This window comes from Lysinibacillus sp. UBA5994, from assembly GCF_002429725.1.
In the GTDB taxonomy this organism is placed as follows: domain Bacteria; phylum Bacillota; class Bacilli; order Bacillales_A; family Planococcaceae; genus Lysinibacillus; species Lysinibacillus capsici.
The window spans coordinates 256709-279111 of the sequence record NZ_DJAU01000056.1; the positions used below are offsets into that span (position 1 = coordinate 256709).

The 22403-nt window shown below is 37.9% G+C and carries 23 protein-coding genes; 19 read left to right on the forward strand and 4 right to left on the reverse strand.

Translation table 11 applies throughout. The features are described from left to right. Positions 1–18: 18 nt before the first annotated feature. Together B3D98_RS17530 and B3D98_RS17535 are read right to left on the reverse strand one after the other, a co-directional pair. On the reverse strand, positions 19–1047 hold the full coding sequence (locus tag B3D98_RS17530) for an S-layer homology domain-containing protein (protein WP_054550451.1): 1029 nt from the start codon (positions 1045–1047) through the stop codon (positions 19–21). 125 nt (positions 1048–1172) lie between these two features. Further along, a complete protein-coding gene (locus B3D98_RS17535) occupies positions 1173–1910 on the reverse strand; it encodes an SDR family NAD(P)-dependent oxidoreductase (RefSeq protein ID WP_259950777.1) in 738 nt (245 codons plus the stop codon). 160 nt (positions 1911–2070) lie between these two features. On the opposite strand from B3D98_RS17535, the gene B3D98_RS17540 reads away from it, so the two are divergent. The 14 genes from B3D98_RS17540 (at position 2071) to B3D98_RS17605 (ending at position 15491) form a co-directional block, all read left to right on the forward strand. Continuing rightward, the gene (locus B3D98_RS17540; protein ID WP_288584752.1) at positions 2071–2679 is read left to right on the forward strand and encodes a TetR/AcrR family transcriptional regulator; all 609 of its coding nucleotides are present in this window, start codon (positions 2071–2073) and stop codon (positions 2677–2679) included. Positions 2680–2885: 206 nt separating this feature from the next. After that, complete coding sequence (locus B3D98_RS17545) at positions 2886–3047, forward strand: hypothetical protein (protein WP_004230657.1); 162 nt, start codon at positions 2886–2888, stop codon at positions 3045–3047. 152 nt (positions 3048–3199) lie between these two features. Further along, positions 3200–4114, forward strand: coding sequence for a metal ABC transporter solute-binding protein, Zn/Mn family (locus tag B3D98_RS17550; protein ID WP_048392424.1), 915 nt, complete (start codon positions 3200–3202; stop codon positions 4112–4114). Positions 4115–4123: 9 nt separating this feature from the next. Further along, positions 4124–4852, forward strand: a complete 729-nt coding sequence (locus B3D98_RS17555; RefSeq protein ID WP_048392425.1) for a metal ABC transporter ATP-binding protein — start codon at positions 4124–4126, stop codon at positions 4850–4852. 11 nt (positions 4853–4863) lie between these two features. After that, entirely contained in the window at positions 4864–5736 is an 873-nt protein-coding gene (locus tag B3D98_RS17560; protein ID WP_054550447.1) for a metal ABC transporter permease, read from the forward strand. Beyond that, positions 5733–6602 carry a metal ABC transporter permease gene (locus B3D98_RS17565; protein ID WP_048392426.1) on the forward strand — a complete coding sequence of 290 codons (870 nt, stop codon included), beginning with the start codon at positions 5733–5735 and terminating at the stop codon, positions 6600–6602. Before B3D98_RS17560 ends, B3D98_RS17565 begins: the two co-directional genes overlap by 4 nt. A gap of 220 nt (positions 6603–6822) precedes the next feature. After that, positions 6823–8010: an MFS transporter gene (locus tag B3D98_RS17570; protein ID WP_281216284.1), complete on the forward strand. Its 1188-nt coding sequence runs from the start codon at positions 6823–6825 to the stop codon at positions 8008–8010. Between the two features lie 153 nt (positions 8011–8163). Then, positions 8164–9432, forward strand: a complete 1269-nt coding sequence (locus B3D98_RS17575) for an MFS transporter (RefSeq protein ID WP_288584759.1) — start codon at positions 8164–8166, stop codon at positions 9430–9432. Positions 9433–9448: 16 nt separating this feature from the next. Next, on the forward strand, positions 9449–9940 hold the full coding sequence (locus B3D98_RS17580) for a kinase (protein ID WP_288584762.1): 492 nt from the start codon (positions 9449–9451) through the stop codon (positions 9938–9940). 412 nt (positions 9941–10352) lie between these two features. Further along, the gene (locus tag B3D98_RS17585; protein ID WP_054550492.1) at positions 10353–11141 is read left to right on the forward strand and encodes a lipid II flippase Amj family protein; all 789 of its coding nucleotides are present in this window, start codon (positions 10353–10355) and stop codon (positions 11139–11141) included. 141 nt (positions 11142–11282) lie between these two features. Next, positions 11283–11957 carry a response regulator transcription factor gene (locus B3D98_RS17590; protein ID WP_112118421.1) on the forward strand — a complete coding sequence of 225 codons (675 nt, stop codon included), beginning with the start codon at positions 11283–11285 and terminating at the stop codon, positions 11955–11957. Further along, positions 11954–13315 (forward strand): sensor histidine kinase, encoded by a 1362-nt coding sequence (locus B3D98_RS17595; RefSeq protein WP_054550443.1) that lies wholly within the window; start codon positions 11954–11956, stop codon positions 13313–13315. The genes B3D98_RS17590 and B3D98_RS17595 overlap by 4 nt, the downstream gene beginning before the upstream one ends. A 163-nt stretch (positions 13316–13478) precedes the next feature. Then, positions 13479–14441: an alpha/beta hydrolase gene (locus tag B3D98_RS17600; RefSeq protein WP_081011037.1), complete on the forward strand. Its 963-nt coding sequence runs from the start codon at positions 13479–13481 to the stop codon at positions 14439–14441. A 177-nt stretch (positions 14442–14618) separates the two neighbouring features. Continuing rightward, positions 14619–15491, forward strand: coding sequence for a DMT family transporter (locus B3D98_RS17605; RefSeq protein ID WP_115673326.1), 873 nt, complete (start codon positions 14619–14621; stop codon positions 15489–15491). 19 nt (positions 15492–15510) lie between these two features. On the opposite strand, the gene B3D98_RS17610 is transcribed toward B3D98_RS17605, so the two are convergent. Then, positions 15511–16197, reverse strand: a complete 687-nt coding sequence (locus tag B3D98_RS17610; protein WP_288584766.1) for an ArsR/SmtB family transcription factor — start codon at positions 16195–16197, stop codon at positions 15511–15513. A gap of 88 nt (positions 16198–16285) precedes the next feature. On the opposite strand from B3D98_RS17610, the gene B3D98_RS17615 reads away from it, so the two are divergent. From B3D98_RS17615 to B3D98_RS17630, 4 genes are all read left to right on the forward strand, one after another. Then, a complete protein-coding gene (locus B3D98_RS17615) occupies positions 16286–16594 on the forward strand; it encodes an antibiotic biosynthesis monooxygenase family protein (RefSeq protein WP_016991657.1) in 309 nt (102 codons plus the stop codon). A 25-nt stretch (positions 16595–16619) separates the two neighbouring features. Further along, positions 16620–17450 (forward strand): CbrC family protein, encoded by an 831-nt coding sequence (locus B3D98_RS17620; protein WP_103118335.1) that lies wholly within the window; start codon positions 16620–16622, stop codon positions 17448–17450. A gap of 24 nt (positions 17451–17474) precedes the next feature. Beyond that, positions 17475–18584 carry a PA2928 family protein gene (locus B3D98_RS17625; RefSeq protein ID WP_288584772.1) on the forward strand — a complete coding sequence of 370 codons (1110 nt, stop codon included), beginning with the start codon at positions 17475–17477 and terminating at the stop codon, positions 18582–18584. Between the two features lie 93 nt (positions 18585–18677). Beyond that, a complete protein-coding gene (locus tag B3D98_RS17630) occupies positions 18678–18968 on the forward strand; it encodes a hypothetical protein (protein ID WP_048392436.1) in 291 nt (96 codons plus the stop codon). A gap of 113 nt (positions 18969–19081) precedes the next feature. Here B3D98_RS17630 and rpoN read toward each other — a convergent pair whose 3' ends face one another. Continuing rightward, a complete protein-coding gene (rpoN, locus tag B3D98_RS17635) occupies positions 19082–20401 on the reverse strand; it encodes an RNA polymerase factor sigma-54 (RefSeq protein ID WP_288585214.1) in 1320 nt (439 codons plus the stop codon). Positions 20402–21180: 779 nt separating this feature from the next. Between rpoN and B3D98_RS17640 the strand changes: the two genes are divergently transcribed. Beyond that, on the forward strand, positions 21181–22308 hold the full coding sequence (locus tag B3D98_RS17640) for a sigma-54 interaction domain-containing protein (RefSeq protein ID WP_233732018.1): 1128 nt from the start codon (positions 21181–21183) through the stop codon (positions 22306–22308). Positions 22309–22403 lie beyond the last annotated feature (95 nt).

The following is a 22403-nucleotide window of genomic DNA, read 5'->3' on the forward strand; positions in this document are numbered from 1 at the left end:
TTCAGACTCTGCTACAAATTATTGCTGCTTGAGGGTACCCGAAAAATTGGTGCCTTCATTACGTTCAGCACGACAATCAATCTCGGACACCTTTAGGGCATTATTGGATAAACGTTCAAACTCGACAACACAACGATTGCCATTCGAGGATGTATTCATAAGGGCTTTCGTATTGCTTGTAATTGTGGCTGTGCCATTTACACTACCTGAAGCGGAGCCATCATTCGCCGTTAAAGCGATAGAAAAGCTCTTGTTTGTGGCATTGGAGATTATAGCATCACGGCGGTTAAACTCATTTGTACCCTTACCCCATTTGTAGTAATAAGTATACACACCTTCCCATGCGCTTTTACTAGGAGTAGCCTGCTGTAATGATTTGTCGAGCTGATTTTGAGCATTTTTTGCCCTATTATTTAAGGATACGTTGTTGGCATTCTCATGAATTGCTTGTGCATCCGCTGAAATTTCATAATAATTTCGTTCGTCCATACGATAGAGCATCGTGACAACTTGCGCACGGGTCATGTTGCTTGTCACGCCATAAAACTTTTGTAAATTACGCTCTTCATACTGTGGATTTAGCCCGGAAGAAATATAGGTATCAAGTAAAAATTGAATAGATTGATCTAAGCCCTTCTTACCGCTAGCTAAATGAGCAATAGCCTGTGCCACTACACCACGCTTCACAGTAGCCGCTCGGATTCGGTTGTCGAAATAGCCATTTAAAGGCACCCCATAGCTTGCGAGCTGATTATAGAAATCATCCGACCAGTTTGCCGAAGGAGTTTGCTTTTTTAATTCGTCGATGGGCGTTTCGAGCTCATAAAAATTGGCTAATAATTTTGCTAATTGCTGTTCAGTAATGGTAGCATTCGGTTTAAATGTACCGTCTGTAAAGCCATTAACAATATCATATTCTTCTGCCCATAAAATAGCTTCATATGCATAATGATCCTTTGATACGTCCCGAAAGCCAGCAGCTTGTACATTGCCTGCACTAGCTATAATCAGAATAGAAAATAATAATGTACCTATTAATTTTTTCATTTGTTGTCTTCATCCTTTCTTGCTCGCTTTAGTAATAGTTTGCAGGAAATGGATAAAAACTGCAAATTTTTCTAGTGAAAAAATAATCGCTGCCCTTTGTCGGGTAGCGATTATTTTAAACGTCGTTATTGGGCTGTGTAGCCACCATCTACTGTTAATGTGTTCCCTGTCATAAACGTTGAATCGTCACATGCCATAAATAAAACAGCTTTCGCCATTTCCTCTGGTTGTCCTAGTCGTTGCATAGGTGTGATCTGACGTAATGGCTCCTTACTTTCTTCTGGGATAATTGGTGTATCAATAAAGCCTGGACATAGGGCATTGACACGAATCCCTCGCGTAGCAAATTCTAATGCTAATGAACGTGTTAAATTAATCACGCCTCCTTTTGCTGCATTATAAGCAGCTGATCCTGGCGAGCCAACCCAGCCATACATCGAAGCTGTATTAACGATTGTACCACCATTCGCTTTTAGCATTTCTTTGATGGCAGCCTGCGCCATTAAAAATACACCATCTAAGTCTACATTTACAGTTTGACGCCATTCCGCATAAGGAAGCTCCTCAGTTGGCGTAACACGACCAATCCCTGCATTATTAAAAAGGACATCGACTTTGCCAAATGCCTCAATAGTTGTTTGATAAATAGCTGCTACTTCCTGTTCATCCGTTACGTTTGCTTTGATAAACATGGCTTTTGCTCCTGTTGCCTGTAGTTCAGCTGCAAATGCTTGGCCTTTTTCCTCGTTTAGGTCCACAAGCACCACTTTTGCTCCCTCTGCTACAAATAATTTGGCTGTTGCAGCACCGATACCAGAAGCACCACCTGTAATAATTGCGACTTTATCTTGTAATTTCCCCATACATGACACTCCCTTAAACAAACTTTTTTCTTGCACACTGTGTAAATCACGGTGTACTTTTATTGTAAAACGCCTGAAAACGGAAACAATCATTAATGTCGTAGTAAATATCTAACTAGTAGACATATGTGCCTGGAATGTCTAAAAGGGGGAAGTAAAATTGCCAAAATGGACACAAAGACAAGAAAGAACCCGCCGTCATTTTTATGAAGCGTTTGTCGATTTAATGAAACAACATGGTTTTCAAGCCATTACAGTGAAGGATATTGTAGAACGAGCGGGCTATAACCGTAGTACCTTTTATGTGCATTTTCAAGATAAATTTGACCTAGCAGAGAATTTACTAGAACAAATGCTGAATGGTCTGGAAGTGGCAGTAGGTGAACCCTACCTATATGGAGAAAAGGTATACACGACAAAATTGAAAGCACCATCCTTTAATATTATTCATTACATTTATAAGCACCGTTTGTTTTTCGAGCTGCTGAATGTGGAAGATACGATTCCTGGGTTGCACACCCGTATGCCCTTAACGATCACAAAAATTTATCAAGAGCAATTTAAATTTGAGACGATCAATCAGCAGCCTGTCAACATGAACATGTTCAAGCATTATACTTCCTACGGCTTTTATGGATTGATGATGCAATGGATTGCAAGCGGCTATGAAAAATCAGAAGAAGCTTTAATCAAGGATATTATTGAATTAACAAAAACACATATTTATGCATTTGAATTTATAGGAAAGCCGCTAGAAAAAGAAGAATAAAAGTATATTAACATAAATCTATGTATTTTTATAAAAGAATCTCTAATGTCTGCATTAGGGATTTTTTTGTTTGGGCTAAACTAATTTTTGTGTAAGAAAAAAAATTTTTTAAAGAAATTTTCATAAAGTAGTTGAATTTTCTTTGTATTAAGCATATATTTTTCCTAAGGGAAACAAAATATCTCCAAAGAAAGAAGAGTGCGTGAATGAAAGATTTAGGTGATTTCAAGCTGACGATTCTTCCAATGGCCATTTTAATTATTTTAGCAATCGTATGGAAACTGACCGATTCAGTAGGCGCAGGTATGATGTTAATCCTTTTCTGGATGAGCTGGCGCCAGCTTATCAGGAAAATGAATATAAATTAAGGTATTGTGTGGAAAAAGTTAGGATATTGGCGTTGAATACGACTAGGGCGGGCATGACAACCAATTTACGGCTTGTCCGCCAATTGGTTACTTCGTAGTTTAGGCACTTTTTTCAAACAATTGCTTAATAAAGAGAAAGTTGAGGTAGGAAAATGAAACAATGGTTAGGTGTGGTGGTATTATCACTCTCATTTCTATTATTTGGCTGTTCAGCAGAAACAGAGGGTGAAAAAGAAGGCATTGTGGTTGCAACCACAGGACAAATTGCAGATGCGATTAAAGAAATCAGTGGTGATCATTTACAGGTATCAGCATTGATGGGTCCAGGCGTAGATCCCCATCTCTACAAGGCGACTCAAAGTGATTTATCGAAATTGGATAAAGCAGAAGTCATTTTTTATAATGGCTTACATTTAGAAGGACAAATGCTCGATATCTTTGAACAAATGGCGAAGGATAAAACGGTCTTGGCAGTGGGCGAGACATTAGATGAAAAGCAACTGCTTGCCAGTGATACGGATGCCATGCTCCATGATCCACATATTTGGTTTGATGTTGAGCTTTGGAAAGGTGTTGTCAAGGCAATCAGTACGCAGCTTCAGGAAGAATACCCTGAATTTAAAGAAGATTTTCAAACAAATGAAGCAGCTTACTTGAAAAAGCTGGATGATTTACAAAGCTACGCAGAAAAACGTGTGAATGAAATCCCACAGCAACAAAGAATATTAGTAACGGCTCATGATGCATTCAATTACTTTGGCAGAAGTCAGGGATTTGAAGTACGTGGCTTGCAAGGGCTGAGTACGGATTCAGAGTATGGTGTGAAGGATGTTCAGGAGATGGTTGATTTCTTAGTAGAAAATAAGATTAAGGCTCTTTTTATAGAATCCAGTGTGTCCGATAAGGCGATGAAAGCTGTCATTGAAGGGGCTAAGGAGAAAGGCCACGACATTGTCATCGGTGGGGAATTATTCTCAGATGCTATGGGAGCTGAAGGAACAACAGAAGGTACGTATATAGGTATGTATCAACATAACATCGACACGATCGTCGATGCATTAAAGTAGGTGAAGAATATGTATGCATTAACAGTGGAAAATCTATCAGTGGCGTATGATAAAAAAACAGTATTAGAAAATGCCTGTGTAACAGTGCCTACAGGTCATCTAGCTGCCATTATTGGCCCAAATGGTGCAGGGAAATCCACATTTTTAAAGGCCATTTTAAATCAGCTTCCTAATAAAGTGGGAAAGGTAGAAATTTTAGGGAAGGTGTTTGAGCCAAAGAGTTTAGTCGTAGGCTATGTGCCTCAGCGTAATGCGGTGGATTGGGATTTCCCAACAAATGCGTTGGATGTGGTGCTCATGGGGCGTTATGGCCATACAGGCTTATTTAAAAGACCGTCTAAGCAGGATAAAATTGTTGCTCGACAAGCTTTAGCAAGTGTTGGGATGCAGGATTTTGCAGAGCGTTCCATCGGGCAGCTTTCAGGAGGCCAGCAACAACGTGTATTCCTAGCTAGAGCCCTTGCACAAAATGCAGATATATATTTTTTAGATGAACCATTTGCAGGAGTAGATGCTGCGACAGAAAAAACGATTATTGATATTCTAAAAGATTTAAAGGCACAGGGAAAAAGTATTTTTGTTGTTCATCACGATCTTCAAACCGTCAAAGAATACTTCGACTATACGATTCTATTAAACAAAACGATTTTAGCATCAGGCGCAACGGAAGATGTTTTTACACCAGAGCAATTACAAAAAACATATGGTGGTAAACTTTTCATGATGCAGCATGTGTAAGGAGGGACATAATGTTAAGCGGTAACTTATTGTGGGTACTGAGTGGAACGATGTTACTTGGCATTGCAGCAGGCATCACAGGCACGTTCTCCTTCTTACAGAAACAAAGTCTAGTTGGGGATGCTGCTGCGCATGCAGCATTACCAGGTATTGCCCTTGCGTTCCTGCTAACAGGTCAAAAGGAATTGCCAATTTTAATGCTAGGAGCGGGCATTACATCAGCATTATCTGTGTATTGTATTCAATGGATTGTGTCATTTTCAAAAATGAAGGCTGACGCTGCCATTGGATTAGTCCTCACCGTATTTTTTGGTGTTGGTGTTGTATTTTTAACAGTGGTTAACCGTAGCCCACTGGGGAACCAGAGTGGTCTGAATAATTTTATTTTCGGTAAAGCAGCGACGATGACCAAGGCAGATTTAATGTGGCTCTTTATTAGTGCAACCATCATTATTGTGGTTAGTCTCTTGCTTTATAAGGAATGGAAGCTACTGATCTTTGATCCTGTTTATGCAAAAGGGATTGGCTTACCAATTGAGGCTTTAAAGGCAACATTAACGGTTTTAATTGTCATGACAATTGTTACTGGTATACAAGCTGTTGGCGTTATTTTAATGTCAGCTTTATTAATTATTCCTGCTGCCAGTGCCAAGTTATGGACAAAAAAATTGAGCACAATGCTCATTTTAAGTGCTGCGATTGGAGGTATCGCTGGCATAACAGGAACCTTTATTAGTGCGATTCGAACAGGGTTATCGACAGGTCCGATAATTGTCTTAGTGGCAGCAGGTATATTCTTTCTATCGTATTTTATAAGTCCAACTGGTCAAATTAGTAAATATCGTAGGAAAATGCAATTTCGAAAGCAGGGTGATGTAGGATGATCGAATTTTGGGTTGTATTCACGGGACTGTTAGTTGGGGTAACTTGTGGAATTGCAGGTGTCTTCCTCATCTTGCGTAGAATGTCCATGATTGCAGATGCGATCAGTCATACAGTGCTCTTTGGCATCGTGATGGCTTACCTTATTACCCAAACGTTGAATGGTTTTTGGATGTTGGTAGGTGCTGCGTTTGCAGGGATTTTAACAGCCTATCTTGTGCAATTATTACATTCTTCTGGTATTCAAGAAGACGCAGCGATAGGCGTAGTGTTTACATCTCTGTTTGCAGCAGGTGTTCTCCTCATCACCTTATTTGCAGGCAATGTGCACTTAGATGTTGAGCATGTTTTAATGGGAGAAATTGCTTTTGTTCCTTGGGATAAATGGACATTGCTTGGGCTGGCAATGCCTAAGGCAGTATGGATGCTCTTACTCGTCCTCGTCATTAATATTGCGTTCCTACTCCTATTCTTTAAAGAAATGAAGCTTGCAACGTTTGACCCTGTGTATGCAGCAACCATTGGCATTCCCGTTGTCTTTCTTCATTATGGCTTTATGACATCGATTTCGTTTACAACAGTGGCAGCTTTTGATAGTGTAGGGGCCATTTTAGTGGTTGCCATGTTGATTGGGCCAGCTGCTACCTCCTATTTAATCAGCAAGACGATTAAGCAAATGTTCGTCTATAGTATGCTGTTTGGAGCTGCTGCTTCCGTCATTGGCTATTATTTAGCGAAATTTTGGGATACCTCTATAGCAGGTATGATGGCAACAACAGTCGGCTTCATTTTTATCGTGACGTTCATCTGTCAAAAAATCGTTGAGCGTAGAAAAAAAGTACTTGTTCATAAACTAGAAACTTCTTAATGAAAAACGTCGTTTGATACGCCCATCAAACGATGTTTTTTCTTTTGAGGACAAGTTCAAACTTTTGAATGAGTACTACTTCTAGGAAAAATAGTATACTCGTTAAGATAAACTAGAAAGAGAAAGAATAGTAGCATCTAGCAAATTTTTCTATATTTTTATGTACGAATATTTAAAATTTTGTTACGATAAATTTTATGATAGCAACAAGGAGAACAGCATGTGGAGAAATCGAAACGTATGGATTATTTTATTAGGTGAATTTGTCGTAGGTCTCGGCTTATGGGCTGGCATTATTGGCAATTTAGCCTTTATGCAAGAGGTAGTACCTTCTGACTTTCACAAATCATTAATTATTTCTTGTGGTATTTTAGCAGGCTTAGTTGTTGGTCCAATGGCAGGACGTATCATTGACCAATCGAAGAAAAAAACGGTTGTCCAGATGGCGAGTATCGGACGCATCATCAGTGTTTTATTTATGTTTATGGCACTTTATACTAATTCGGTCATTTGGATGATTCTATTTTTAATCACGCTGCAAATAGCAGCAGCATTTTATATGCCTGCCTTGCAATCTATTATTCCCATGATTGCGAAGGAACAGGATTTAATTACATTAAATGCTTGGCAAATGAATGCGAGAACCATTTCAAGGATCATCGGTACAGCCGCTGCCGGGTTTATGCTCAGTTTTTTTGAGTTAAAATGGTTATATATTATTTCATTTATTGTCTATTTAGGCATGTTTGTCATTACTAGTTTATTGCAATTGGATGAAGCATCTACTGAAACGATGACAAACAAAGAAAAAGGGAATTTTAAAGAAGTGTTACCGATGATTAAAGAGCATCCAGTCGTCTTGATGACGCTTGTCTTAATGTTAATTCCTACATTATTTTTAGGCTCTTTTAATTTAGTGATTATGAAAATATCTGAAATTCATCAATCTACCACAATTTCAGGATTATTGTATACGGTGGAAGGTATCGGATTTATGCTTGGTGCAGCTGGTTTGAAAATGATTGCTGACCGTGTACAAATGGGTACACTGCTTTTTTCATTAGCCTTTATTATAGGCTCAATGGAGCTCCTATTATTACTTGCAGAGACTCCATTTTTCGCTTTAGTGGCATTTGGCGTTTTTGGCTTTTCAGTTGGCTGTTTTTTCCCAACGACAATGGTAATTTTCCAAAAACAAGTACCCAAACAGTTTCATGGACGCTTTTTCTCATTCCGCAACATGATTGATTCCGTCGTCTTTCAAATCGTGCTTTTATCGACAGGTATGATGCTAGATTTAATTGGTTTAAGTGGTATGGGACTTGTTTTCGGAATCATAAGCTTAAGTTTAACCACTACTTTCTTATTTTACGCTAAGAAAAAGAATGTCGTTATGCATGCACATTAATATCATGTCCTTTATGCATGACACCAATTGGGGCATACGATAGAGGTATAAAAAGGTGGTAGCATAGGAAAGGAACTGTCTAGATGGAGACGGTTCCTTCTTCATTAATTCAAGTAATCTTGTTTGATATACATAGAGAAAGAAGGTTGAAAAATGGTTGAAAAATCTCAAGAGTCAATTGCGTCCTATATTGAGTCACCAGAAAAACTAAAAAACCTATATAGGCGTGTACTGATAGTTGTTAGCTTATCCCAAATTTTTGGGGGAGCTGGACTTGCGGCGGGTATAACGGTAGGCGCTCTACTGGCACAACAAATGCTTGGAACGGATGCCTATGCGGGTGTACCCTCTGCATTATTTACGTTAGGCTCTGCGGGTGCAGCTTTCATTGTAGGAAAACTATCACAGCGTTATGGTCGCCGCATAGGCTTATCAACAGGTTTTATAGTGGGTGGACTTGGTGCAATAGGTGTAGTCCTTGCTACTTTAATGAATAGTATTGTGTTATTGTTTGCCTCTCTATTAATCTATGGAGCTGGTACGGCAACTAATTTACAGGCACGTTACGCTGGGACAGATTTAGCCAATAATAAGCAACGTGCTACGGCGATTAGTACAACCATGCTTATGACCACTTTTGGTGCTGTTTTAGGTCCGAATTTAGTAGAATGGATGGGAAAAGTGGCGCTGTCTATCGGTATTCTAGCTCTAGCGGGTCCATTTCTATTATCTGCTTTGGCCTTTATTATGGCGGGGCTTGTATTGTTTACTATGTTGCGTCCTGACCCGCTAGAAATAGCGAAAGCCATAGAGGCACATAAGCAAAAAATGAACAAAGAAAATCAAACACCATCCATGCCTATATCTAGCAATAAAAGAGGCCTAGCGGTAGGAGCAACAGTTATGGTCCTGACACAAATTGTCATGGTGGCCATCATGACAATGACACCTGTACATATGAAACATCATGGACATGGATTAGCCGAGGTTGGTATTGTGATAGGGTTTCATGTAGGTGCTATGTATCTGCCATCACTTGTCACAGGTATTCTTGTTGATAAAATCGGACGTACAGCAATGAGTATAGCTTCAGGTATTACGTTGCTACTCGCTGGCGTAGTGGCTGCATTTGCACCAAGCGATTCAATGGTGTTACTCATTGTGGCACTTTCTTTACTGGGATTAGGTTGGAACTTTGGCTTAATTAGTGGAACTGCTCAAATTGTTGATGCGACGGAGCCTTCTACCCGTGCAAAAACACAGGGGAAGATGGATGTTTTTGTGGCATTGGCAGGTGCATCAGGTGGTGCGCTATCAGGTATGGTAGTGGCGAATTCAAGCTATGCAGTGTTGTCCTTAGCAGGAGGGCTATTGTCGTTAGTATTGATTCCTGTTGTCATTTGGTCTAGGAGAGCAGCTTAAAAAGGAGAAGGGGAAATTGGACTCTAAGCTAATTATTATCCGAGGAAATTCAGGTAGTGGGAAAACGACAATTGCAAAGAAACTTCAGCATCATCTTGGACATGGTACACTTTTGATTGCGCAAGATGTTGTCCGACGTGATATGTTAAAGGTGCATGATCGAGAAGGCAATCTTTCTATTGAATTAATTCGTCAAATCGCAGAGTATGGTAAAGGTCGTTGTGAAGTTGTCATTGTAGAAGGAATATTATATGCCAGTCGTTATGGAGCTATGTTAAAGGATTTAATCCACTTCTATGATCAGAAGGCCAATACTTATTATTTTGATTTATGTTTTGAGGAAACCGTTATTCGTCATCATTCTAGCTCCAAAAAAAATGACTTCGGGGAAGATTCTTTACGTGCTTGGTGGAATCCGCATGATTATCTTGGGGTGGATGGTGAAACGCTGCTGACGGAAGAGATGTCACAGGATGATTTATTAAAATTAATGGTAAAGCAACTGTAGAAGTAACAAAAAACTTACCCTTTCTTAGGGTAAGTTTTTTCATAGTGTTGAAAAATTTCCGTGCAGGTTACATGCTTTCCTCTGGGCGAACACAGCTCCGTTTAGAGGTTACCTGTATCGCTATTCAAGAAGATTCAAGTAGCCTTCCACTCCAACCCATTAAAATGTTTCTTTTTTAGAAAAAATTTTCAAATAAAACAAAGGTGTTCACTACTCTTTATGGCGAGGGTAGTCACTCATCACTTCTCCACATTGGAAATAATCAACCTCTCGCCTTTTATAATTACCTTTTATGGCGTGGACAGCACATTTTTTCAATTGGAACTATTTTATTGAATAAGCGTTACAATATTAAATCGTTAGAAAGCAAAGAGTAGGTACATATGTGGATTTAATAACAGAAAAATTAATCATGATTGCTTTATTTATTTTAATCATTCATGCGATTGAAACGCTTGCATATGCAGTTCGTTTATCAGGAGCACGTGTCAAATTACTAGCTTCGGCTTTATCTCTTTTTAATGTAATGGTCATGGTGTCGAGGTTAGCCAATATGATGCAACAACCATTCACAGGGAGCCTTGTTGATACAGCACCTACGGATAATGCCATGACATTTGTAGAACATCAATTTCGACTAATTATTGGAGCGGCTTCGCTTGGAACAATAGTAGGAATCTTACTTATTCCCACCTTTGTAGCCATTTTTTCAAGAGCTATCGTTCATTTGGCTGAGGAAAGAGGCTCAATCCCGGCTTTATTGAAAAAGGGCTTTACATTTGACTATGTAAGACGGGGGATTAAGCATATTCATACACCAAATTTTAGTTATTTAAAAGGCATTCGTCTACAGGATATACCGATTAAATTATTTGTTATCAATATTGTTATTACAGCTATCTATACGATTGGTGTTTTATCTGCATTGTATGCCACATTATTAGTACCAGAATTAAAGACTACTGCTGTTATGGCATCTGGATTAATTAATGGCATTGCAACAATACTATTAATCCTATTCATTGACCCGAAAATATCCATTCTAGCAGATGATGTGATCAATAAGAGAGGAAGCTATTTAGACCTGAAAAGAATGTCTGTTATGATGATGTTCTCCAGATTTTTAGGAACCATTGTGGCACAGTTATTATTGATTCCAGGTGCTCATTACGTTGCATGGTTTGCAAAGTTAATTGCTTGATTAGAACCACTACCTTTATATTTTTAGGAAGTGGTTTTTTAGGCCACAGCAATTAATCGTGAGGTGTGGTAGGGGAGAAGTAAAGAAATTATATAGTATAATGTGGGTGAATAATAGATTCGAAAAGAGGGGAACGAATGTATGCCGACGATACTTGTTGCGGATGATGATGCGAACATTCGTGAACTTGTTTGCCTTTTTCTGCGCAAAGACGGGTTCACTACAATGGAGGCAGGAGATGGTAAAGAAGCATTAGCCATCTACGGCTCAACACCTATTGATCTTGTTGTACTAGATATTATGATGCCAACGATGGATGGCTGGACACTATGTAAGGAGCTCCGCAAAACGAATACGGATCTTCCTCTCCTGATGCTGACTGCAAGAGGGGAAACATGGGAAAAAGTAAAGGGCTTTGAGCTTGGAACGGATGATTATTTAACAAAGCCATTTGATCCGTTAGAGCTAACTGTACGTGTAAAGGCACTTTTGAAGCGCTACAGGATTGGCCATTCGCAGACCATTCAACTTGGTCAAGTCACGCTGGACCGTCAGACCTATAAAATCATGAGAGGAAAAGATGTTATTTCACTACCGCTCAAGGAATTTGAATTATTATATAAGCTTGCCGAAACACCTGGACAAGTCTATACAAGAGAACAACTGATCGATCAAATTTGGGGGATTGATTATGCGGGAGATAATCGAACCATCGATGTACATATTAAGCGCCTGCGTGAGCGCTTCAACACCATCACTGATTTTCATATCGACACAATAAGGGGTCTGGGCTATAGGCTTGAGGTTGAGGAATGATTAAATCTTTATATACTCGCGTCGTTTTAATCTTTCTAGTTGCTGTCATTGGGGGAACGGTTATCTCTTTTTTCATGGCAACATGGGTATTTAAAGATAAATTAAATGAAAACTTACAAATTCCCTTATTAAATTTTGGACAAGACATGGTACAAATTTTTAACACATTGCCATATCATGAAGCCGATCGTTTTATACGTGATATGCATCAGCTTGAATCCTATCATGTTCGCATTTATGAAGAAACAGGGCAGTTTACAGCTTACGGAAAGCTTCATGGCAATCAGTTAGCCCCTGTAACAATGGAACAAGTACAAGCTGTACTGGATGGAGAGGTCATTCAAGTAATTCCAAGTGGTATTTCATCCATACTTGTCGGCATACCTCTAACAACTGAAATGGGAACGAGAGCGATGTTTATCCAAACGATTGCTTTACCTTCAACCTCCTTTTCCATCAAGTTGATTCTAAATTTTGCTACTTATGCCCTTGTTATTGGAAGCGTTGTGTTTTTAGTTGCAGCGATGTTTTTAGTCAAGCCAATCAAAAAACTAACACAAGCCACTAAACATATTGCTGGTGGTGATTTCAATGTCGAATTAAATATTAAGCAATCAGGGGAGTTAGGTACGTTGGCTAAAAGCTTTGAAGATATGGCGGAGGAGTTACAGCAGCTAGAGCAAATGAGGAGAGATTTTGTATCGAATGTGTCCCATGAGGTGCAGTCTCCACTTACCTCCATTTCTGGTTACGCATTAGCACTGAAACAAGTTGATGTAACGGATGACGAGAAAAACCGTTATCTTGATATCATCATTTCGGAGGCCAATCGAATGTCTAAGATGAGTGATAGCCTTTTAAAGCTGAGCTTACTAGAATCAAAGACACAGCCAATGCATCTCGATACGTTCAGTCTAGATGAACAAATTAGACGTGTCATTGTCTCCCTCCAGCCTCAATGGTCCTCTCGCAATATTGATTTTGAGCTCCAGTTGAAGGCTGTTCGCCTCATGGCTGATTACGATCAATTACATCAGGTATGGACAAATATTCTTACGAATAGTATTAAATTTTCAAGTCCTAATGATACGATTGAGATCAGCATGAAGCAAAGTGCAAATCATGTGATAGTCCGAATAACGGATAGAGGCATTGGGATTTCTTTAGAGGATCAGCAACGTATATTCGAACGGTTTTTCAAGGCCGATCGTTCCCATAGTCACAAGTATGAAGGCAGTGGAATGGGGCTTGCTATCGTGAAGCAAATCGTTTTACTACATCGAGGAGAAATTGAAGTCGAGAGTGAGCTTGGGCATGGAACGACAATGATTGTCAAATTACCTATTACCTTAAATTAAAGAGAGCATGTTACGACTCCTATACAGATGTCGTAACATTTTTTTGTTGTTCATCTTGTGTTCATATTGTCGTCATTCGGAAGACATCTCTCTCCTTTATAGTTGCACTAACAGCTCAAAAGTAGCTGGAATAATCGTAGTAAAGGAGGAGGCACGAGTAAAGGTGAATCCCTCTCGTGCATCAAACATGAAAAAATTTATGCGTGTTTTACTGAAATCAATGGCAGTCCTAGGTATATCCATTGTGGGGCTACTTGTCATTGTTTTTACAATAAACATTATTTGCAACAAGATAGAGCAAGGAAAAATAGAACCTTATGGTCAGCTCGTCTCCGTGAATGGGGAAAAAATGAATGTCACCATTCAAGGTAAGGGTGCTGAAACCATCGTATTACTACCAGGCTTCGGTACTGCAGCACCAACGCTCGACTTTAAGCCATTGATAGATGAACTAGCTCCCTATTATAAAATCGTTTCAATAGAGCCCTTTGGCTATGGCTTAAGTGAGGATACAGCTAAAGAACGAAGCACAGAGAATATTGTTAGTGAAATCCATGAAGCTTTACAGGAGTTAAAGATTGATCGGTATATGCTAATGGGACATTCGATAGCAGGCATCTATGGACTCGATTATGTTAATAAATATCCGAATGAGGTAACTGGATTTGTCGGGATTGATAGCAGTGTCCCTACACAGGGTGGTATGGACACGAAGTTTCCAATTAAGTCGTTACAGCTGCTAAAAAAATCAGGGATTGCAAGAATTCTTATAAAATTTTCAGATGATCCCTATGCAGGTCTTCCGTATGATGACGACACAAAAGAGCAAATTAGGATGATTACACTCAAAAACTTTTATAATACAAGCACTTCAAATGAATTAGAGCATATTAGCAAAAATTTCACGGCAGCCAAAACTCTTACATTCCCTAAAGATTTACCTCTTCTCTTATTTGTCCAAGCGAAAAGTGGTGGAGTTGAAAAGAACTGGATACCGCTTCATGAAGAACAAGTCAAACATTCCGTATACGGCAAAGTAATCACACTGGATGGGGATCATTACTTACACCATACAAAATCGGAGGAAATCGCAGACAACGTCAGATCGTTTATGCAGAATAAATAATCCATAGTTTCTTACCTCTTTGCTTTTGGAGGTAAGATTTTTTAATACTATCCTCTTCCTTACGAAATCTTATAAAATCTTTCAATTGAGTTGTAATCCATACTTCGATGAGCATTGAAATACTTCCTGATTATAATGTACGTAGAACAATTATTCTATCAGGTAAGGAGCTATTGGATGAAAAATTATCAATTTATTGCTTTATTAGTAGTAACGACCTTTTTAATGGGTTCATCATTTGCCATTGTTAAATTAGGCTTACCGTATGCCTCGCCTTTATTATTAGCTGCACTTCGCTTTATATTGGCTGGTATAATCATGGCTATCGTTGTTATCATCTTGAAGAGACCTCATCCTATTACAAGGAGGGAGTGGTTCAAGTTATGCATGATCGGGCTCTTTCAAACAGCAGGTGTGATGGGGTGTATTTTTTTAAGTCTCCGCACCATTACGGCAAGTGAGTCTTCTATTTTAACATTTACAAACCCATTACTAGTTGTAATTTTTGCCACCATTTTTATGAAAGTGTCCTACCGTTTCTATCAATGGATCGGGGTTTTGTTTGGCTTAATCGGGGTGATGATTACGATGGGGGCACAAGTTGAATTGAAAGTAGGCATCCTTTTTGGCTTGCTATCAGCTGTTTTTTGGGCTACTGCCACCTTGTTAGTGAAAAAATGGGGCGTGTTATTTGATACGTGGGTTTTATCTGCTTATCAGATGCTATTTGGTGGCTTACTCTTATTACTAGGAAGCGCATTGTTAGAACAGCCATTTTTTATTGTGAATCCACAATCGTTATTGATTCTGTTGTGGCTTAGTATTTTTTCCTCGATCATACAATTTGCAGGGTGGTATTATCTTCTGCAAAATAGTGATCCAGGAAAAACAAGTGCCTATTTATTTTTAGCTCCTTTTTTTGGCGTATTAACAGGCTGGGTGTTATTGGAAGAACCGTTAAAACCATCACTAATGGTTGGCGGCTTATTCATCATCATGGGCATTTATTTAGTAAACCGAACTTTTAGTGGAGAAAGGGCTAGGAGATAACCCCGTGCCCTTTCCTATTTTACAAATCTAAATGAAAGACCTCTTTAAAGCCTGTTTTCCCTTTCTCCGTCACTTTAATGGCGCGAATAGAGGGAACTCGTAAAAGCCAACCAAGGTTGAAAAATTGATTTAATAGCTCACAGCCTAGTGCACCAGCTAAATGATAACGCCGTTCACTCCAATCTAAACAGGCATGAGAAAAGGATCGTCGTTTTCTCTTTAAAGCAGTTAAATCGATTCCGAATGTCGTAAAAAATAATATGCCCTCATCTGTCAGGACAAATTGTTTACCCTCCAATGTAAGATAGCCTGCTTTGAGCATCGATTCCGTTAATTGGACACCCAATTTACCAGCAAGGTGATCATAGCAAGTTCTAGCATCCTGTAATAACTTGATTTGGCTCGATTGCTTTAATGAACGTACTTCAGGTGGTGGAGAGATGGCTAGGAATGACTCTAAAAATTGAGCAATGTCCTCACCAGCCAATTGAAAATAACGATGACGTCCCTGCTTTTCAACTTTTATCAGCTTTCCTTCTACTAATTTAGCAAGATGAAAGCTAGCAGTTTGTGGTTTGATGGCAGCCATATATGCAAGTTCACTAGCCGTATGAAAACGACCGTCCATCATACTAGCAAGTATGGTTGCCCTTGACGTTTCACCAAGAAGTGCCGCTATTTCTGCCATGTTTGGATTAATTCCCATTCTGTCACAATCCTTTCAGTGTCCTATATTTAGATTTTAGTCAAAGTCATTATGGTTTACAATAAAAGTAATAGAGGAGGAGAAATAAATGGAAACATATTATGCAGTGATTTTTACATCGCAAAGAACTGAGCAAGATGGGGATGGCTATGGCAAGATGGCTGACCTAATCGATGCCTTAGCACAGCAACAGCCTGGTTTCATTCGTGTTGAAAGTGTTAGAAATGAGGAAGGAAAGGGCATAACGGTGTCTTATTGGGAATCGCTAGAGGCTATCCAAGCATGGAAAGACAATGCCAAGCATTTAACAGCACAACAATTGGGTAAAGACAAATGGTACACAAACTATAAAGTGGAAATCTGCCAAATGATAAAAGATTATTCATTTGCCAAATAGCAAGTGAGAAGGAGGCTTATTTTTTATGACGATTGTGGAAGAATGGCACGAACTAAGACAAAAATTTAATCCTTCCAATCCGATAACCATTAATCAAATGCATATTTTTAAAGATCAATTAAAGCAGGTTCAACAAACAGAAGAAACATTAAGGATATTAGTAGAGGTCTACTGTTTACTTAGGATGTATCATGAGGCATATCAGTTATTTACTGTCATTATGAATAAAGACGATAAAAAGGATCGAAAAAAGTATGGCGTTCTCCAGACCTACATAGATAAACCAAATTCGGTGAATCCTCTGCTGCCAAGAAAAATTAGAGACCATCAGCAGCTTAAAACGAAAATTCCAACGTTTAAATATCTACCAAACCCTCTAGAGGCTGAAATTTTTGAAACAGATGAAATCGTTGTATGTGATTGTTGCGAGCAAGAAGTGGATGTCTATTATACTGGTGGTATTTATGCAATTGAGGAAGTAGATTATCTTTGTCCTTCCTGCATCCATAGTGGGGAAGCAGCTCAAAAATATGATGGTTCTTTCCAGCAAGACTTAATGGAGGATGAACAGGTTACGAACCCCAAGTTTGCTGAGGAAGTACTCTTTCGGACGCCTGGCTATGTAAGCTGGCAGGGCAATAATTGGGTGGCACATTGCTCTGACTATTGTGCGTTTATCGGCTATGTTGGTTGGCGTGATTTAGTAGAGCTAGGAATTGAGGATCAATTTGATAATTATACCGGCTTTTCAAAAGAAGAACTTTCTGCATCCTTAATGAACAATGGTCATCATCAAGGCTATTTATTTCAATGCTTGGAATGTGACCGTTATGTGCTTTATTCAGATTTTAGTTAGTCGTTGTTTGAGGGGGGGAGAGAAGTGGAACAATTTCTACAACGATATATCTATTCATGGCGTTTAAATGGTTGGCTTATCCACGATATTTTTTTCTGCATCGTGCTAGGTACGGGACTTCTACTATTTTTGTTTATCGTCATGAAACGAAAACGACTCGTTACTTCTAGCATTTTGCTCATTGCCTTTTTATTCGTCAGTAATCTATTAATGATTGTTTTTGGCTTAGCGGGGAGAGGCTTTCCCATTAAATCCGATTCGCCGATTTATACAGATGATTCACAAAGCATTGCTGTTCAAATGGTGCAAGGCTCAGAAAATAATGGGACATCGAATGGAATTACGCATTTAATCGCACATCATCTCCTAGTAGCTGTGAATTTACAAACAGGTGAAAAGCAATGGACAAAATCAGCTTCCTATAAAGAAACACTGCTTGGGGAATTTATGGGGGGTGTTCTTGTCCATCATCGTGATGATGAGTTTGGTCAATTATCCTTGGTAGATATGGAAACAGGCAAAGAACTACTTTCTGAAAAAGATTTTCGAACGCAACATCCGTCATTAATAGCGATATTGAGCAATAATGCACATCAAATGGCTGTCCTAGAGAACGATTTATATTTGGAAGGGGTCGATGGCAAATTCTATCGCTTTGATGGTAAAACATTAAGTGAGGATGCGAAGGCTCAAGATTACCTATCTGCCCGTTTTTTCATCGAGACAGAGTTGCCGGGCTATTTTGCTACACATCCACAGCCTGTAGAGGATTATCAGGCCATTCGCGATTTTAGTCAAGTTGTCCTAACCGAGCCAGCCATTCAAGCCTATGAAAATTTACAACCAAAAGTGGTGGATGTAGATATCATAGAAAAAACGGCTCTTGTTTCATATAGGCAAACACAGCGAGAAAGTGCTGAACACATGTTATTGCTCTATGATATGAACAAACATCAGGTATTGTGGGAACGCAATATTGGCATCATTAATTCCCAACAACAACAGCCCACTGTTCGGACATTAGAGAATAGCTACGTCATTCAAGCTGGTGATAGATTACTAGTATTCGATAAAGAAACGAAAAAGAGGTCTGTTCACTATCATCTACGTTGGAATCGTCCTATTGATGAGTGAAATCTACTGGAAAAATCGTTCTTTTTTTGATTCGCCAAAAAAGGAGTATAATTTAATAGGAAGAAACTCTTTTTAAAAGGACGGCGTGCAAATATGAATGAACAATTAGTAGATTGGATTATACGCTTTCAAAGGGATAAGGATATTGAAGCACTGGCCCATTTAAAAGATTATTGTTATGAGATGATCGAACCTTTGATGGAAGAATTTACGATGAAGTATGGCGAAGAAGCAGGCGAGTTATTACGCCTAAAGTGGGATAAACGATTTTATTTTATATTTACAAAATATCAAGTGAATGTAGGGCTACCTCTAGAGACATTTGTAAAAAATACGTATCGTTTTTATTTCATGCAGGTGTTACAAAAGGCTGGTTATAAGTGATCGAAAAAACCCTTCATTTGGGAACTGACTATCGTTTTTGAGACAGTCAATCCCATAATGAAGGGTATTTATTTTGTCTTTATACTCTTATAAGTAACTGATAATAAAGTTTTTTATAAATAAATGCGTTTAGATGAATTGGCTATGTTCAATTCTTTACGATATTTTGAAACTGTGCGTCGTGAAATTCGAATACCCTCAGTTTCTAATTTTTCAGTTAGTTGTTGATCTGATAAAGGAGTTTTTCTATTCTCATTTTCTACTAATTCTTTAATGCGACTTTTTATATAGGACACAGAATCAAGCTTTCCTGAATCGTTGATAATTCCTTTTGTAAATAAAGACTGGAGTGCAAAGATTCCATGTGGTGTACGGATAAATTTATTTTTAACCGCACGACTTATGGTGGATTCATGCATATTTAATGCTTGTGCAACATCTTTTAAACGCATAGGAGATAAGGCTTTTATTCCATGTTCAAAGAATGAAGCTTGTAAATCAAGAAGTAATCGTGTCAGGCTGTATAAAGTTTTATCACGTTGAGCTATTCCTTGCGTTAAAGCTATAATATCGTTCATGCATTGCTGGTAATAGGCATAATCTTCAACGGACTCTTTTAATAGATCTACGTAATCTTGATTAATTTCTATTTTAGGTAAAAACCGATTATTTAGTTCTATTATCCATTCTCCATTCAATTTGCTAATGATTATATCAGGTATAATATACGCGCTAGTAGCATTATTATCCAATGAAGCTGGGATGGGTTTTAGGTTTCTTATATATAGAATTGTTCGTTGAGTTTCTTCTATTGAAATGTCGTAAGTTGTACTTAACAATTTAATTGATAAATTAGCTACTTGTTCTAAATGATATTGAATGAATGGAGCTGCAAATGGTGGGGCTTCTATATCATTGTAAATTTGAATTAATAAATACTCTTTCATATTTCTAACGCCAACGCCAAGAGGTTCGAATGTTTGTAATAGATCTAAAAGTGTATTTATATGGTCTAAAGAGATGTTAAATGATTTAGCAACTTTGGATAAATCTACATTTAAAAATAGATGTTCATCGAGGTTATGTATGAAATATTTTAAAATTTCTCTGTCATGTGGTGTAAGATTTAGATGTAAAGGTATTTGATCGAGTAGTTGGGTAATATATGAATGTTGCTGTGTTAATCGAGTTTGAATGAAATCATACTGTTGCTTTTGCTTAGGTTGAATACCTTTTATGGACATTGTGGCAAGGTCTACAATATCCTTTGTGTGATTCATGTTTTTCTCAATGACAGTTAATAGTGGATTTTCATTTGATTTCTCATAAATATGTTGTTCTAATTCGGAGCTGGAGTATTGTAGTAGTTCCAATTGATGAATGAGTTCAGTTGTCAACGTTTGAGTAATTTGTTGTGAGACGTTTAAATTCATTTTCAAGGGAATCACCTCATTTTCTCTATGTAATGTTATTATTATCTAATCTACATATTTTGTCTATAATGGATCAGATATTTAGTAAAAAAACATAATGCTTAAAGGTAAATAGTTCTTACAATGAGTAGCAAAGCAGATAAAGATCAATGACGTTGTTGAATGAGATAAACTTCTTATTTAGAGGATGTTATAGAATATAGACATAGTTATAAATGTTAGCTACACAGTCATGGAATGCCCCATTTAAAGTTAGATTTTCCTTTAACTTTTATGGGGCAATTTAATTTTGCATGGTATTTCTCATGCTCTATAATCCTAACTTGAAGAAAATTATAAAGGTAAGATGTAACTTTTGGCGAATTAAAAAAGATAAGATAATTAAATTAAACTTCCGTAAAAGGTGTAATTCTCATGAAACCTAATCCATTAACTATTTTACGGACTATTACGAGCTATTTTCACTATAAACAATTTGGCTATATTACTTTTTCGATTTTTGTGGGGGGAATATCATGTTGAATGCCGAAAAATTAGTGCAATCTATGCTGGATGCATTTGGTGAACTATTACAATTGGAAATGGCCTATTTTACTTCGAATGGTGAAGTTTTTATAGCAACGGAAGAATATAGAAAGCAAAAAGGGATACAGGTACACCTTCCGTTCTTTCAGAAGTATTATTCTAAATCTGTTCAATATTTACAAAAACCTGGTCAAATGAAAGTGTGTTCTGGTTGTAGGTTCCAAAATAACTGTCCATCTAAAGTGGAAATGTTAATGAATTTAGTAAAAGGAGATCGTCACTTCGGATATTTGACATTTGTCAGTTTTACAGATGAGGGGGAGAAAAAATTTTCATCTGAGCCGAAGGAATATCAGTATTGGTTAGCTCGGTTGGGAGATATGATAATTAATGCCTTGAACAACGAAGGATCCTATTTATTGCTTGAAAATAAAAAAGGATTTGATACGAAATATGTATTAGGCAACGCACCTCACTTACAACTTATAAAGAGTAAGTTAAGTAGTATTGCGAATAGCCCATCTTCAATTGTCATAACAGGAGAGACGGGAACAGGGAAAAGTTTATTAGCGAAATATATTCATTCAAATAGCATTACACACAAAGGGAAATTTATAGAGTTGAATTGTGCAAGCATTCCAGAAAACTTGTTTGAAAGCGAGTTGTTTGGCTATGATGAAGGGGCGTTTACAGGGGCTAGAAGAAAAGGGAAAATGGGCTATTTTGAAGTAGCAGATAAAGGTACTTTATTCCTCGATGAAATTACAGAATTACCATTACATTTACAAGCGAAGCTATTAACAGTCTTGCAAGATGGGCTTATTTATAGAGTCGGAGCAATTGAGCCTAGAAAAGTAAATGTAAGGATTATTGCTGCGACAAATAAACCTTTAGAAGATATGGTGAGAAAAGGTGAGTTTCGTTCGGATTTATATTATCGACTAAATGTGATCCCTTTAACATTACCTCCTTTAAAAGAAAGAACAGATGAAATAGAATATTTGATTGTAAAATTACTTGAAAAGATTCAGCATAAAACAGGGAAATTTATTAAAGATTTTTCGCAGGAATTTTTGGAGGAATTGAAATCATACTCTTGGCCAGGGAACATAAGAGAGTTAGAAAATGTATTAGAGTACAGTATGGTAATGGAAAACTCCCTACAATTAACAAGGGAAAGCTTACCGAAATATATCATCGAGAATAATCAAGCACAAAATCTTTATAGCAATTCTAATCTATTGAAAGATACGGAAATGGAGGTCATCTACCAAATGCTCTCTATATATGGAAATGACACTGCTGGAAAAGAACGTGTTGCTGAAGAATTAGGCATAAGTACAAGAACGCTTTATAGAAAATTAAAAAGTGTAAATTTATAGTATAAGTTTGACACAAATACCTTGCTTTTAGAGATTTTTAAATTTCTCACCTCCTTAAGGGGAATTTAAAATGAACTTTCTAGGTATTTGTGTTT